Source organism: uncultured Thiothrix sp. (assembly GCF_937876535.1).
GTDB lineage: Bacteria > Pseudomonadota > Gammaproteobacteria > Thiotrichales > Thiotrichaceae > Thiolinea.
Map to the genome: position 1 here is coordinate 94,348 of NZ_CALFHZ010000002.1, position 13,705 is coordinate 108,052.

The 13,705-nt window shown below is 44.3% G+C and carries 15 protein-coding genes; 4 read left to right on the forward strand and 11 right to left on the reverse strand.

The features are described from left to right. Positions 1–126 precede the first annotated feature (126 nt). The gene (locus tag Q0230_RS00565) at positions 127–1,227 is read left to right on the forward strand and encodes an Lrp/AsnC ligand binding domain-containing protein (RefSeq protein WP_298607064.1); all 1,101 of its coding nucleotides are present in this window, start codon (positions 127–129) and stop codon (positions 1,225–1,227) included. Here Q0230_RS00565 and Q0230_RS00570 read toward each other — a convergent pair. The 7 genes from Q0230_RS00570 to ccsB all read right to left on the reverse strand — a co-directional run bounded on the left by Q0230_RS00570 (position 1,217) and on the right by ccsB (position 7,257). Beyond that, entirely contained in the window at positions 1,217–2,548 is a 1,332-nt protein-coding gene (locus tag Q0230_RS00570) for an ATP-binding protein (RefSeq protein ID WP_298607066.1), read from the reverse strand. The two genes, Q0230_RS00565 and Q0230_RS00570, sit on opposite strands and share 11 nt — an antisense overlap. Position 2,549: 1 nt before the next feature. Next, complete coding sequence (locus tag Q0230_RS00575; protein WP_298607068.1) at positions 2,550–3,218, reverse strand: response regulator transcription factor; 669 nt, start codon at positions 3,216–3,218, stop codon at positions 2,550–2,552. Between the two features lie 4 nt (positions 3,219–3,222). Then, complete coding sequence (locus Q0230_RS00580; protein WP_298607070.1) at positions 3,223–3,843, reverse strand: cytochrome b/b6 domain-containing protein; 621 nt, start codon at positions 3,841–3,843, stop codon at positions 3,223–3,225. Between the two features lie 9 nt (positions 3,844–3,852). Next, positions 3,853–4,386 (reverse strand): diheme cytochrome c, encoded by a 534-nt coding sequence (locus tag Q0230_RS00585; RefSeq protein ID WP_298607072.1) that lies wholly within the window; start codon positions 4,384–4,386, stop codon positions 3,853–3,855. 10 nt (positions 4,387–4,396) lie between these two features. Next, positions 4,397–4,816: a DUF1924 domain-containing protein gene (locus Q0230_RS00590; RefSeq protein WP_298607074.1), complete on the reverse strand. Its 420-nt coding sequence runs from the start codon at positions 4,814–4,816 to the stop codon at positions 4,397–4,399. Between the two features lie 117 nt (positions 4,817–4,933). Then, complete coding sequence (locus Q0230_RS00595) at positions 4,934–6,031, reverse strand: cytochrome-c peroxidase (RefSeq protein WP_298607077.1); 1,098 nt, start codon at positions 6,029–6,031, stop codon at positions 4,934–4,936. A 47-nt stretch (positions 6,032–6,078) separates the two neighbouring features. Further along, on the reverse strand, positions 6,079–7,257 hold the full coding sequence (gene ccsB, locus Q0230_RS00600; RefSeq protein WP_298607080.1) for a c-type cytochrome biogenesis protein CcsB: 1,179 nt from the start codon (positions 7,255–7,257) through the stop codon (positions 6,079–6,081). A 218-nt stretch (positions 7,258–7,475) separates the two neighbouring features. Between ccsB and Q0230_RS00605 the strand changes: the two genes are divergently transcribed. After that, positions 7,476–8,147 (forward strand): cytochrome b/b6 domain-containing protein, encoded by a 672-nt coding sequence (locus tag Q0230_RS00605; RefSeq protein WP_298607083.1) that lies wholly within the window; start codon positions 7,476–7,478, stop codon positions 8,145–8,147. A 33-nt stretch (positions 8,148–8,180) separates the two neighbouring features. Then, entirely contained in the window at positions 8,181–8,936 is a 756-nt protein-coding gene (locus tag Q0230_RS00610) for a zinc permease (protein ID WP_298607088.1), read from the forward strand. A gap of 73 nt (positions 8,937–9,009) precedes the next feature. Here the strand turns inward: Q0230_RS00610 and Q0230_RS00615 are convergent, their stop codons facing one another. The 4 genes from Q0230_RS00615 to Q0230_RS00630 all read right to left on the reverse strand — a co-directional run bounded on the left by Q0230_RS00615 (position 9,010) and on the right by Q0230_RS00630 (position 13,058). Beyond that, a complete protein-coding gene (locus Q0230_RS00615) occupies positions 9,010–10,326 on the reverse strand; it encodes an FAD/NAD(P)-binding oxidoreductase (protein ID WP_298607092.1) in 1,317 nt (438 codons plus the stop codon). Next, on the reverse strand, positions 10,301–10,693 hold the full coding sequence (locus Q0230_RS00620) for a c-type cytochrome (RefSeq protein ID WP_298607096.1): 393 nt from the start codon (positions 10,691–10,693) through the stop codon (positions 10,301–10,303). Before Q0230_RS00620 ends, Q0230_RS00615 begins: the two co-directional genes overlap by 26 nt. Before the next feature lie 84 nt (positions 10,694–10,777). Further along, complete coding sequence (locus Q0230_RS00625) at positions 10,778–12,232, reverse strand: DUF5666 domain-containing protein (RefSeq protein ID WP_298607098.1); 1,455 nt, start codon at positions 12,230–12,232, stop codon at positions 10,778–10,780. Beyond that, positions 12,222–13,058, reverse strand: coding sequence for a DUF6502 family protein (locus Q0230_RS00630; RefSeq protein ID WP_298607101.1), 837 nt, complete (start codon positions 13,056–13,058; stop codon positions 12,222–12,224). The genes Q0230_RS00625 and Q0230_RS00630 overlap by 11 nt, the downstream gene beginning before the upstream one ends. 74 nt (positions 13,059–13,132) lie before the next feature. On the opposite strand from Q0230_RS00630, the gene Q0230_RS00635 reads away from it, so the two are divergent. Continuing rightward, the gene (locus Q0230_RS00635; RefSeq protein WP_298607104.1) at positions 13,133–13,636 is read left to right on the forward strand and encodes a helix-turn-helix transcriptional regulator; all 504 of its coding nucleotides are present in this window, start codon (positions 13,133–13,135) and stop codon (positions 13,634–13,636) included. Positions 13,637–13,705: the final 69 nt, after the last annotated feature.

Below are 13,705 nucleotides of genomic sequence, written 5' to 3' on the forward strand. Positions count from 1 at the left end.
TTAATAGGACAAGTATGTTCTTAAGTAAAAAAATCTCTCTCACCTTACGTGCACAAGATAGGCCATTAATTAGTTGCAAAAAGAACAAAAAACATCCAACTTATACTAAGTTGTGAGGAGGCATTGATGCTAGTAGACGAAAATGTGACTCGACGAGAAAACTTAAAAAAAATTATTCAAGAAAAGTTTATGGGCGATTACGCTGAGGTAGCAAGGCTCATTGGCAAGTCTGAGGGTACTTTACGCAAATATCTTATGCCTAGAAGTGGGCGGCCAATTTCTTTGGATGTGGCGCGAGAAATAGAAGAAGCTCTAGATCTAGCTAGTGGTTATTTGGAGGCCACTAGCCACGCTGATAAGAAAATTTATTATATAATGATTCAAGTTAAAGAGAATAATACTTACTCTTTAGTCAAATGGCTGTACGATAATGCTCCAGAAGTGGTGGATTGCTCAGCGGTACTAGGTCAGTTTGATGTCATTCTAAAAGTGTCGGTGGATGATTATTCTCATTTGGAGGATTTCTTTAATCGCCTCAGCCGCTTTCCCAAAATTAAGCGCAATGAAACCTTTTCTTCCATTGATTCTGCACGTTGGCAACGTAACCAAACCGCGCACTATCATGTTAAAGACCCGCATCAAGCTAAAACTTATTTAGACCATTTTCGTAATACGCGGATTGAAAGTTTGCTAAAAAAAATTTATGACCTTGAACAAGGTAAGGTCGAGTCCTACGACAGCAGCTTTGATCGTATTAGCCTATTAGACATGATTCAATCTACGCGTATTAGTTATGATTCTGTACGCGAGTATCAAGAAAATATTCAAGAATATCAGCAGTATGTCGCTGCTGAAAGAGAAAGAATTCAAGCAGGAGTAAAATCTCGGCGGATTTTTATTTTCCCAGATCAGCTTATTAAATTTGAACAGCATAAAACTGAGTTAGACTTATTTATGCAATGTGCAGCAGAGGTTGCTGCTATTGGTTGTGAGGTGCGTTTTATGGCAGAGGGCAAATGGCGGCATCGTGATCATCATGTTAAACCAGAATGCTTTGCGATTGTAGATAATGCTTTTGTATATGTTAGGGAAAAGCGCCTAGAAAAGAGTGTCTTACATGAAAGCGAAGAGGAGTTGAAAATATATCGTGCGATTTTTAAAGCCAATTGGGAAGAGGCGACGACTTATGAAACGATACAACTCCATTTAAAAGATTTTAAGTCCTAGTGGGAAAGTAAATACTCACACATAAACCTCGCCCAGTAGCACCTTGCTTAATTTGCAGACTCCCTGCATGCAATTCAACGATTCTTTTTACGATTGATAAACCTAAACCGCTACCAGTACCTGTCGTATCAGCGGGACGATAAAAACGCTCAGTAATTTTGGCTATTTCCTCAGGCGCTAAGCCTGGGCCTGTATCACAGATGGTTAGGCAAGCTTGCTGGTCTATAGAGCTAGCTGTGACTACAACTTCGGTGTTTGCTCCAGTATAACGAATAGCATTATCCAACAGATTGCGCAGTAGTACTTCCAGTAAAGTCGCTAAACCTTGAATGTGCACAGGTTCACCTTCGGCTAGTTCTAATTGGACACCTTGCTCTAACGCACTAGGAGCTAATTCGCTGATTTGCTGCTTGGCGAGTTCTTGTAAATCGCAGCTTAGAAAGCTGGTGCTGGCATTACTTTCTAAGCGGGCTAGCGTGAGCAGCTGGGCAATTAAATGGCTTGCCCGCTGGCAGCCTTGCAAAGCTTGTGTCAAAGCATGTTCGCGATTTTCTGCGGATAAAGCAGCTTGAGCGACTTGAACTTGCGCTTGGATACCAGCAATCGGTGTGCGTAATTCATGTGCGGCATCGGCAGTGAAGCGACGTTCATTTTCAATGAGTGCTTTGGTTCTGCTAAAAAGTTGGTTCAGACGTTCAACTAAGGGTTGTACTTCAACAGGTGTTTGTAGTGCGATAGCACTTAAATTGTCCGGTTTGCGCTGAGCGACCGCTTGAGTGAGTTTAACTAAGGGTTTTAAGCTAGTCGCAACTGCCCACCATAATAAAATCGCTAATAAGGGTAAAGTGAACCATAACGGCGTGAGTAGATTGGCAATAATACTATTCGCAAGTTGCTCACGTACGTCCTTGCGTTCGGCAACATGAATAATTAATTGATGATCATGCTCACCTTGAGCTTGGCTAGTAAAGACGCGCCAATCTTGTCCAGCAATCCTGATATCGCTAAAGCCGGTTTTTGATCCCGCCAGTGGAGTAGTGGGAGAATTACCGGAATGGAACAACAGCTTGTCGCTAGCCTCCCAAATTTGAAAAGCAACACGCCGTGAGTATTTGTGTAGCAGCGGCGCTTTTTCTTCCTCTAAATCATCTAATTCTTCAGTGCTTTGCGCGACCAACAAAGTTGACGCTTGGGCTAGATGCGCATCTAACACTTGTTCAAGTTCTTGTTTAGCATCCCAATAGGTAAAAACTGCTGCTGCTAGCCAGACTAAACACACGGTGCTTAGAACTAGAAGGAGTAAACGTTGTTTTAGGGACATGTCAAACCGTCTTTGGGCGGGGTAGCAAGTAACCCACACCCCGTACAGTTTGAATTAGTTCAGGATAAAGCTTGCGGCGTAAATGATGAATATGCACTTCTACGGTATTGCTTTCCACTTCTTGTCCCCAAGCGTACAAGCTTTCTTCCAGTTGGGCGCGTGACAACACTCGACCTGCTGCTAACATTAACGTATGTAAGACGGTAAATTCACGTCCAGATAATTCAATCATTTGCCCTTGATAACTAACTTGCCGGGCCGCAGGATCTAGTTGGACTTCACCGATTTGTAAATGCGGTTGGGTAAAACCGTGTGCACGCCGTAATAAAGCCCGTAAGCGGGCGCTAAGTTCAGCCATATCAAAAGGCTTGACCAGATAATCATCTGCACCCGCATCTAAGCCCTGAATACGATCTTGCACAGTATCGCGTGCTGTAAGGATTAGCACAGGTAATTGCTGACGGCGCTGCCGCAGCTCTTTTAAAACCTCTAAGCCGGAGCAACGGGGCAAACCTAAGTCTAAGATAACGGCTGCATAAGGTTCACTACTCAAAGCATGCTTAGCTTGCAAACCATCTCGCACCCAATCAACGGCATAACCAGCTTGGGTTAGCCCATGTTGTAGGGCATCCCCCAAGACCGCATCATCTTCCACCACTAAAAGACGCATAGGCTTAGCTTAAATAACTGACTAAAAATCCAAGGATAGCAGCAAGCATGAGTACAGCTAACCAGAAAAAGCTCTTTTGGATAGCATGACCCGCTTCACCTTGTTTGTAGCCAGTTAGCATTGACCTTGCTAAATTCTCATGATGTAGCCAACTACTAAGGATGACACCGCCAATATGCATGAAGACGACTAATAACATAAAGTTAGCACTCCACTCATGGGTTTCAGCAAAGAGGTCTTCCCAGTCGATTGAACCAAATTCCCAATCTAAGGCAAGGCCAGTGAGGCTAATGAGCAAACCTAAGCCTAAGAGTAAAAAGATGGCGATAGCTCCAGCAGGATTGTGGCCTATAAAATGCTGGACTTGGCGCTGTATCAAGGATTTTAGATAACTCACTACCGTACTTGGTGCAAAGCTAAATGCGCTAAAGCGGGCATAGCGTGTACCGATTAATCCCCAAATCATCCGAAAGAGCAGTAAGCCCGCCAATAGATAGCCGAGCGCTAGATGAATATCTCGATAACGCTCGGATTCTGCCGTGACATAAGCACCCGCAAAGCTTAGTGCAAATGACCAATGAAAGATCCGAGTTGGCCAGTCCCAAACTAGAATACGTTCCTGCATACCAACTCCTTAGCGGGGAATACGTACCGTGTCTTCATCGAAATTGCCTTGTTCGGCTTGCGTATGACAGGCCGCACAATTAGCAGCGCTTTTAATCTTGGGATTTTTCCAAGTCAGTGCCGAAATCTCATCATGCTCATGCTTAAACCACGCAGTTTCGGTGATGCGTAAGGTCGGTTCAGCACTGGATTTTCTTGGCTCTGGCGCTGCATTCGCTTCTAAAAACGGTAAAATCTCTTTAACGGCTGCTTCGTCAAGGCTAGCATCCGTGCCGAAATGTTTATCTAAACCGCCCATCATGGCTTGCCATGAAGAGGCTGGCAATAAGCCGGGCGGATAAGCCATGTGACAAGCACTACACTCGGCTTTCCAAGTCGCATTAGTCGCACGTAAACCCTGCATACTGCCTTCATGGTATGCGGTGCGTTCACGACCTTCGTGCTCTTCACCTTCTTCATCTTCATCAGCAAATACTTGCATCGCGCCGATTAATAATACGATGGCACCGAAAGTACCTAAACTCCACTTTTTCCAAGGTTGCATTTTCTGTTCCTTAAGGTTTGATCGCCATTAAAAAAGTCAAAATGTCGCCTTTTTCTAAAGCAGTACATTCACGGCTGAGCACATCATTGCAATTACGTTTAAACCATTTATCCACCTTACGGGTGCTAGTAAAACGTTCCGGATTCGCTGAAGGTGCTAGCGGATCAATTGCTTTACCAGTGGATGCATGTTTACCAGCAGCGGCAGGATTACTGGTGTGACAAGAGGCACAACTCCAATCATTGCCGTGAGTGGTTTTAAAGAACTGCTCACCACGTGTAGCTGAAAAGCCTTGGAAGTTAGCATCGGCTGCTTTAGCAGCTGTTTGATAAGTAGTTAAGAAATCTTGTGGAGTTTCCGCCTGAGCAAGATTCGCGCTTAAAACTAGAGCGCAGCTTAGGCTGGTGAGGAGTGTTTTTAGCTGGAACATGATTATTTACCTTCATCATTGTTGAATGAGTTGATTGTGAAGGGGGATTCTTAAGGGATTCTGAAATGGATGGGGTTAATTAGCCCCAAAAGCTCAGGGCTAATTTCAAGGAGAAGATTAAGACGCAGGCTTAGTCACGGTCACTGCAAAAGGCTCAGGACGTGGGGTGTTATTGTTGGAGGGTGGCAATATCGGCAAGGCAATCTGTGGTTGTTTGCCGGTTAAGGTGCGTAAGAACGCTGCTAATTGATTCACTTCTTCATCAGTAAATTGACGGCCTAGTTGTACATTACCCATCACCTTCACTGCTTCTTCTAAGGTTTTAGCACTGCCATCATGGAAGTAGGGGTAAGTCAGTTCAACATTGCGTAAAGTAGGCACTTTGAACTTCATCTTGTCTTCTTCTTTACCAGTCACGCCTGCTAAACCGGTCGCAGGGTTGTCGGTTTTAAAAGGTGTGACTAGCCCCATTTTTTGGAAGCTACCACTGCCCATCGGAACCCCATTATGGCAGGCCAAGCAACCGCTAGTTTTGTACAGTTGGTAGCCTTTCAGCTCAGTATCATTCATCGCTGTGTCATTGCCACGCAGCCACTGATCAAAGCGAGAATCGGGGGTTACTAAAGTTTCTTCAAAAGCCGCAATTGCATCTTGTACCATTGCAATATCAATCTGCTCTTTGCCAAAAACAGTCTTGAACTCTTGTTGATATTGAGGGATCGAGTTAAGCACACTGACTGCTAACTCATGTGTAGAGGCCATTTCTTTCGGGTTAGCAATAGGGCCACCCGCTTGCTCTTTCAAGTCTTTAGCGCGTCCATCCCAGAATTGCGCCACATTCGCACTTGAATTTAACACCGTAGGCGCATTGATCGGACCTTGTTGCCAATGATCGCCGATGGAACTAGTGATATTGTCAGTTCCACCCATCGATAAGTTGTGACAAGAGTTGCAGGAGATAGCACCAGATTTAGAGAGGCGTGGTTCAAAATAGAGTTTTTTACCCAATTCAACTCGTGCTGGGTCTTTAACCACATAAGGCTCGATAGGTTTAATTGGCTCATCACGCAAAGTAGCACCAGCGGCAGTTGCAGCGGGACTGGCGGCCATAGTACTGGCAGCAGTTGCGGGTGCATGAGTGCTGGCATCCGTTGCCCACACTAAACTACTGCTAGTTGTCATTAATAACACGCTAATTATATAAGATAGCTTCATGGATAACTCCTTGAATATTTAAAGTAAATTCCATTTGTTTTTTAATATTAAAGTTGCCCATAAGAGTGCAGACCCGACAAAAACATATTCACCCCTAAAAACGCGAATAGAGTGATAAACAAGCCAAGAATCGCCCACCACGCCATCGCTGTTCCGCGCCAGCCTTTGGAGAAGCGAAAGTGCAACCAAGCGGCATAATTCAGCCAGACAATCAACGCCCAAGTTTCTTTCGGATCCCATGACCAATAACCACCCCAAGCTTCCGCAGCCCACATGGCTCCCAGAATGGTTGCAACCGTGAAAAACGCAAAACCTAAAGCGATGGCCTTATAAGTCAGCTCATCCATTAAATCTAAGGAAGGCAGGGCGCGAGCGAAGAAATTCCCAGATCCGTGCAGGCTGGCTTCTTGTTTGATTAAGTAGGCAATGCTTACCATGGCGGCGAGCGCAAACGAGCCATAACCAATGAAATTCGCAGGCACATGGATTTTCATCCAATAACTTTGTAGTGCAGGTACTAAAGGTAAAATTTTGTGAGCACCCCGCTCAAAGCTATACCAAAGTAAAAAACCAACTGCCGCACTAATCACTAATAAAACGAAACCACCTAAACTAGGTTGTTGATATTCTTGCTCGTAATATAAGTACAATAAGCCGGTTAAAATGCAGAAAAGAATAAATACTTCATATAAATTGCTAACCGGAATATGTCCAAAGCTTGGGTCAATTAAATAAGATTCATACCAGCGAACCATTAGGCCAGTTAAACCCATTATGAGTGCTGCCCAAGTTAAATAGCTGGCAGTTTTTAAAGTGATTTCACTATTAGTAAATAAACCTAGAAAATAGGTGAGAGTTGCCATCACAAATAAGGTGCTCATCCACATAATTGCGGATTGGCTAGAGAGTAGATATTTTAAGAAAAAATTAGCCTCAGCTACTTCATGTTGACCGCTATATAAAAATAGGGCGAGTAGGCTTAAACTAATAACAGCTAAAGTGTAAGTTCGAATAGATTTCCAGAACCAACCTAAACCAATTAAAGCAGGGGTAGTGCCTGCTAAAATGGCTAGCTCAAAACTATCTAGCGGTTGTCTATAAAACCAGACAGCTGCACCACATAGAAGCAAGGCAGCCCATAGCCAATCTAGCCAGCCAAGTCTTTGTAACCAATGGCGGCTTGGCTCGAAGCTCAAGGGGCTGGTTGCTTTGTCAAAACTATTCATCACTCAAAACTCCACTACACCCCTAAGATTTGGGGATTGCTTACAAAACTTTTAGGCAAGGCAGCAGTGGTAGGCAATTAGGCAAATGTCTGTTTAGTCTCTTATGGGGCGCTAAGTGTTTGTTTTCTGGAACTTGAATTAGAGGTTTGTCCGATGTGCTTTTGAGTCATTTTTACTACCCTTTAAGGATAAATTTTTAATTAAAATAGGTGTAGTTTATGGATACTAAGCCCAGCAATAATCAACTTAAGGTCTGGGATCCTTTGGTTAGAATCTTCCACTGGACTCTAGTGCTTGCTTTCGCCACTTCCTATTTAACTGGGGACGAGTGGGAGGAGTGGGGGAGTGTACATGAAATCAGTGGTTATCTGATTTTAGGCTTATTGGTGTTTCGAATTATCTGGGGGTTTGTGGGGAGTAAATGTGCACGTTTTAGTGATTTTATTTACTCGCCTAAAGTAGTAATTGAATATTTAAAGTCTCTGTTAAGCACTCATCCACGCCATTATTTAGGGCATAACCCAGCAGGTGGTTGGATGGTAATGATATTATTAGCTTGTTTACTAGCAACTACAATCACTGGTTTAAAAGTATTGGCTGATGACCACCAAGAAGGACCATTAGCAAAGGTCGAATTACAACTGCCTAGTTTAATTTCAGTCGCGGAAGCACGGCGAATGGGCGGTGAACAGGCTGAGAATGAAGGGCGCGAGGGTGAGGAAAATGAAAGTGCTTGGAAAGAGATACATGAATTCTTTGCTAATTTCACTTTATTCTTAGTGATTGTGCATATTTTAGGTGTGATCGTTAGTAGCCATTTGCATAAAGAAAATTTGGCACGGGCTATGGTGACTGGGAATAAAACCCTTAATAAGGAAACTGATGTTTAAGCCAGTTTGGAATTTTCATAAAGTGAGCAAGCTATGCTAACCAGTTTCAACTTAGACTCTTGGCTGCAAGTTAACCAAGATTATTTAATTATGCTGATTCCTGCCTTGATCGCTTTAGCAGGTGGGGTTTTAGCGATGATTTGGAGTCCCAGTCGCCAAACCCGTAGCTTAATTCAACATTTTGCAGCGGGTGTAGTGTTAGCCGCCTTAGCTGTTGAGGTTTTGCCGGATATTCAAGGCGAGCATGCTTCTGGTTTAGTGATTATCACGGCCTTTGCTTTAGGGAGCTTATTCATGTACGCCATGAAGCTCTGGACGCTACAGTTAGAAGCAGGGGCTGAGCATGGAGCAAGTGATAATCTGTCCCATGGTTTGGTGATCGCGACTTTTGTGGATATTGCAGTTGACGGTTTTATTATCGGTGCAGGCTTTGCGGCTGGTGGGCAAACCGGTTTGATCTTGGCTTTGGGCTTATCCGTTGAGTTATTGTTTTTAGGCTTATCGCTTGCGGCTGAAAATACTAAAGGCTGGCGGATTATAGCTCTATCAGCCGCGTTAGGGGTGACTGTATTAGTGTTTGCTATATTGGGCAGTTGGCTCTTAGCCGGTGCTTCACATGATGTCATTGCAGCAGCTTTGGCGTTTAGTGCGGCGGCTTTATTGTATTTAGTGACTGAAGAGTTGTTGATTGAAGCGCATGAAGTTGAGGAAAAACCCGTTTCAACCTTAGTGTTATTTGCGGGTTTTCTAGTGTTTTGGAGTATTCAGCTCTTGGGCACACGGCTCTAGGTTTAAGCTTTAAGCTGAAAAAATAGGCAGCGGGATAGCCGCTGCCGAACTGCTTGTGGATCAATAACTTATTTTAGGCGAAGGTATCGCCGAATAGACTATTGGCCCACTCAAACATTTTTCGGTAATTCGAAGTGCTAGCACCACTTGAAGCACCATAGGAAGCAGGGACTAATTGCATTGTTTGGCTAGCTGGGTCATACGCAAAGGCTGCTGTTAACCACGATGCTGTCGTCGCACTGATGGGGCTATAACACGCTGAATTGGTCATCGGGGCAGCAAAAGGTTGGCTACCTGATAACAAACGCAACACGGCATCTGCACACACTTTCGCTTCCGCATTGGCTATATGACCGGCTTTTGGCTGTCCAGTTCCTTGTGAGTCACCAATAATATGAATGCCCTTAACAGCAGTAGATTCATAACTTAATGGATTTACATTTGCCCAATCCCCAGTGCTGCTATTGGCTAAACCACTATTGAGTACAATGCCGCCTGCTTGATGAGGCGGAATCACATTCAATACATCAGCGCGATAGTCGCCAAAACTGGTAATCGCCACTTTTTTTGCAGAATCGACAGATTGCAGGATGGTATTCGGTACATATTCAACGATGCCCGCATAAGTACTAGTGAAAGCAGCATTGAAAGTATCACGTTCAACGGTAATGTCTGGATTCCCGTCGAGTACAATGACTTTAGCCCCAAGTTTATTGCGTTTTAAATAATCGGCAATGACACAAGCCCGTTCATAAGGTCCTGGTGGGCAACGATAAGGTGCTTTAGGAATACTTAAAACATAAGTTCCACTGTTAGGAATCGCTTGGATTTGCTGGCGTAGCTGCTGTACCTGATTACCTGATTGCCAAGCATGTAAAATTTTAGTTTCATCTAAACCAGGAATCGCTTTGAATTGAATACCAGGCGCAAGAATCAAGCGTTCATATCCCAGTGTTTTGCCATTAGCTAGTTTGACAGTACGGTTAGCACTATTAATTGAATTGACTGTGCTGCGAGTGACCGTAATACCGTATTTTTGTGCTAGGGTATCGTATTTGAAACCAAGCTGGCTTAGCTGTTTCTGGCCACTTAAGACCAAATTACTCAGGATGGGCGAATAGTAGACTGCATTTGGCTCTACTAGAGTGACATCGACGGTATTATTCGACCATAGACGTAAATACTTGGCTGCGGTGGCACCTGCAAAGCCGCCACCTACCACAATCACGCGGGGGCGCAGTGCGGCTTTGGCGAAACTGATAGGTAGTGCAGTTGCCCCTAAACTTAAGCCTAAGGTTTTTAAAAACTTGCGGCGAGAAATATCGTTCATAATCATGATCTCTTCAGGCGCTTGGGGTTTAGGCTTAATCGTCGTGATGGCTAGTGCCACCACCGCTTACGCTAGCGAAATACGCAGCAATGAGTTGAATCTGGGCATCGGTATAAGCTTTGGCTTGGTAATGCATTAGATCGGCTTTGGTTTTAGCTTTCATTTCGCGCATTTCGTTGATGAGTTCAGCTTGGCTTTCCCCTGCAAGGCTATCGATACCTGTAGTGGATTTGCCATCAGTGCCATGACATTGAAAACACTGTGAGGCCAGTAAGCGTGCTCCATCTGGAACAACCACGCCCGCAGCAGTGATTTTTGGATTGCTTAATTGGCCGCCTGTATAATCGGCAGCAGTCGCATTAAAAGAAAAGCTTTGGCTCAAACCTATAAGCCAAGCACCTAAGTAGGGCAGTTTATTGTGTTTCATTCAACACTCCTTTTTTTACATGCTTGCCCCTAAGGGCAGGTTAGCTAGCCCAGCAGTACCAGTGCTGGGCTTTTTACTGACGCTCTAGTCATCTTCAGTATCGAGTTCTAAAGAGTCAGCTTTCAAAACTTGATTCGTCAATTGTGTACCCTCAACTTTCACCACGCTTTTTCCTGCAACCAGGCGTGCAAAAAAGGCAGCTTGGCTGACTTCCTCTGAATTCAATTCAAATTCAGTGTGCGTATCACTAGTCACACTTAGGCCTAGAATTTTTAAGCTACCTTGAGTTCGATCAATGGCAGTAGCGATACCTTTGATTTCTATATCCGGTGAGTTGAGGTCTTCAAGATCGCGCTCAATCCGTAAAGCGAGTAAACGCCCATCTCCAAGTTGGCGTGCTTTAATTTCTAGATGATCATTCAGTTGCAAATCAGCAAAACGCATAGTGGTTTCTTGGTCTTCGTTTTTCTGTAAAAGAATCGTTGAGGCATCTACAACTAGGGTATTACCAAGGAGCTTCAGGGTTTGGGTGGTAGGATCAATAGCAGTGATTTTGCCTTCTAGTTCAAGGGTTTGCCCGCGGCTGGCTTGGCGAACCGAAATTTCTTCCGCGATGAGTTCACCTTGATTATTGATTTGACCTTCAGCCTCAACCAAGGCATTGAGCTTAATATCGGTAGCAAGGCTATTTTCAAACTCGGTCTTGGCGGTGGTTACCACTAATTGCCCATTAATAGCAAAGCGGTTAGGGCTAATGAACGCAGTCACTAAGCCTTCTAGCTCGGCTTCTTCCCCAGGCACAAACTCTACAAACTCTTGGGCTAAGCGGTAATCACTAGCGATGAGCAGCTCATTTTGTAAGCTCTGTTTACTGGTGACACGCACATATTGATTCACCACTGGTAAAACTCCACGTGCTATTCGACTGTAATCAATTTTTAGGCCATTCACGCTAAATGTTTGGGTAAGAGGATCGACTTGGGTAATACGGCCTTCAATTAACTGTACAGAGCTACCACTGAGAAAACTGTTTTGTTGCAAAGTGAGGCTATTCGCACGGATTACTGCTTGTGCATCGCGTGCACCGGAAATTTGGACGATATTACCCACGGCTAAATCGCTAACCAGTTTGACACCATGTAGCAGGGTGAGGCTATCGACACGCACTAGTTGATTCAATACATATAAGCTTTTGCCATCCGCGCCTAAAGCGGTGATTTGCCCTTGTAAGAGGCTGCCATAATCAACTTGAGTGGCTGTGCCAGTGACCCCATCTGGGTTAATGATGCCTTGAATTTTGACGATTTCACCAATGCGATATTGGCTTTGATCGGGAGCAGTAACACCATCACGGGTAAAACGTGCTTGGCTCACATCATAACGCACACCATTTTGGATAATGCTCCCGAAGCCTGTGATAGGGCCGACCGAAATACCTGTACCACCAATGCCACCTTCAGCTAATTGTGTTTCAGCACAAGCCCCGAGAATTAGGCTACTCGCTAAAACGCCAATCGAGATAAGATGCTTAAACTTCATCTTGTTTATCCTGTTGAGCTGAGGAGGATTGCACAGGCTCCTCGAAATAATAAATACCTAAGCCTGCTCGCATGCGTCCACTACCACTGACCTGAGGGTTATGATCACGGTCTTGCTGTGCGAGCCAAGCATTTAGTTTGAGGAGTAAGGCCATAGCATCCTCATTCACCATTTGTTTGAACTGCGGCAAGGCTTCTGCAGGTAAATTGTCGTAGCTCACTTTCCGCTGAAAGCGGCGTTCCTCCGCTTCGCATAACAGATTATGGTTAATCGTATTCACTAGTAGAGCCACATCAGTAGCTAGGATCGATAGCTTTTCGGTTTCACTGCCTTGCGGGATATAGGCATCAGTTAATAGAGTTACGCTATCATCGCTGGCTTGACTCACAACTCCGGTTTGTAATAGCTCGCGCAACATGGCACGACAGGGCATATCACCGCTATAGCGCCCAACTAGGGTTTCAAAGCTTGGCAAAGGTCCTTGTAAAACCAAAGTAGCTGGTTGGCCTGTTGGTGTATTAAAGTCTGGATCATTAATCCAGCCACCAATCACACGCACACTGCGGTTATAGCGCGCCACATCGACCAAGGTTTCAGCATCATGCTGGCGTAATTGCGCAACTTCCTTGCGAGTCAATCCTGTACTGATCGCGATACGTGAACTGGTTGGCTTTTCTTCTGCCTGGGTTAACGCTTCTTCAGCAATCTCTACATATACTTTGCGTGCTAACAGACTGAACTCGCCAAAGGCTAAGCCTTTACGATGCAAAATGCGTATTAAAGGACGCAAGATATGCAGCACGATCTGATGCAAGGTGGTATTCATTTGTGGGAATTTATTCCCAAATTTACTATAATGCAATGAGATAAATGTCTAATAACATGGTTGGACGCGTAAACATGTTGAAATTTCGAAGTCAGGAAGTATTTTTTGTTGCTTTATTAATCTTAATCACAGTACTCACCACCAGTGATCTGATTAGTGACTATTTAGAAGGGACAGAGGCTTGGCATTTAGCCATTGAAGCTTTAGTAGTACTGATGTCGGTGGGAGGCATTGCCTACTTATTGCAGGCATTTAGTAAGCGTCAGCGTGAACTAGAAACAGTCAAAGCCCAGTTGTTGGAAACTAAGGACAATTTGTCTGAAGCACGAGCACAAATTAGTGCAGTGGGGCAAGAATATTCGCAGGTGATTCAAAAGCAATTTGAAACTTGGCAGCTTACTCCGAGTGAAAAGGAGGTTGCCTCGTTATTATTAAAGGGCTTGAGCTTTGACGAAATTGCCAATGTACGCAATACCAAGGAAAAAACAGTACGCCAACAAGCAACAGCGATTTATCGTAAATCTGGTTTAGGCAGCCGCCATGAGTTTGCAGCTTGGTTCTTTGAGGACTTTTTGTAGCAACTATTTTTCCTTTTAGCACTCATTCTCCTAATAGCCTATTTATTCAACATCCCTTACTCTGCTAGG

Coding starts and splice junctions, on each gene's coding strand:
- Q0230_RS00630 (WP_298607101.1), bottom strand. CDS start 13,058: ATGAATACCACCTTGCATCAGATCGTGCTGCATATCTTGCGTCCTTTA.
- Q0230_RS00610 (WP_298607088.1), top strand. CDS start 8,181: ATGCTAACCAGTTTCAACTTAGACTCTTGGCTGCAAGTTAACCAAGAT.
- Q0230_RS00585 (WP_298607072.1), bottom strand. CDS start 4,386: ATGCAACCTTGGAAAAAGTGGAGTTTAGGTACTTTCGGTGCCATCGTA.
- Q0230_RS00605 (WP_298607083.1), top strand. CDS start 7,476: ATGGATACTAAGCCCAGCAATAATCAACTTAAGGTCTGGGATCCTTTG.
- ccsB (WP_298607080.1), bottom strand. CDS start 7,257: ATGAATAGTTTTGACAAAGCAACCAGCCCCTTGAGCTTCGAGCCAAGC.
- Q0230_RS00620 (WP_298607096.1), bottom strand. CDS start 10,693: ATGAAACACAATAAACTGCCCTACTTAGGTGCTTGGCTTATAGGTTTG.
- Q0230_RS00580 (WP_298607070.1), bottom strand. CDS start 3,843: ATGCAGGAACGTATTCTAGTTTGGGACTGGCCAACTCGGATCTTTCAT.
- Q0230_RS00570 (WP_298607066.1), bottom strand. CDS start 2,548: ATGTCCCTAAAACAACGTTTACTCCTTCTAGTTCTAAGCACCGTGTGT.
- Q0230_RS00590 (WP_298607074.1), bottom strand. CDS start 4,816: ATGTTCCAGCTAAAAACACTCCTCACCAGCCTAAGCTGCGCTCTAGTT.
- Q0230_RS00635 (WP_298607104.1), top strand. CDS start 13,133: ATGTTGAAATTTCGAAGTCAGGAAGTATTTTTTGTTGCTTTATTAATC.
- Q0230_RS00575 (WP_298607068.1), bottom strand. CDS start 3,218: ATGCGTCTTTTAGTGGTGGAAGATGATGCGGTCTTGGGGGATGCCCTA.
- Q0230_RS00625 (WP_298607098.1), bottom strand. CDS start 12,232: ATGAAGTTTAAGCATCTTATCTCGATTGGCGTTTTAGCGAGTAGCCTA.
- Q0230_RS00565 (WP_298607064.1), top strand. CDS start 127: ATGCTAGTAGACGAAAATGTGACTCGACGAGAAAACTTAAAAAAAATT.
- Q0230_RS00595 (WP_298607077.1), bottom strand. CDS start 6,031: ATGAAGCTATCTTATATAATTAGCGTGTTATTAATGACAACTAGCAGT.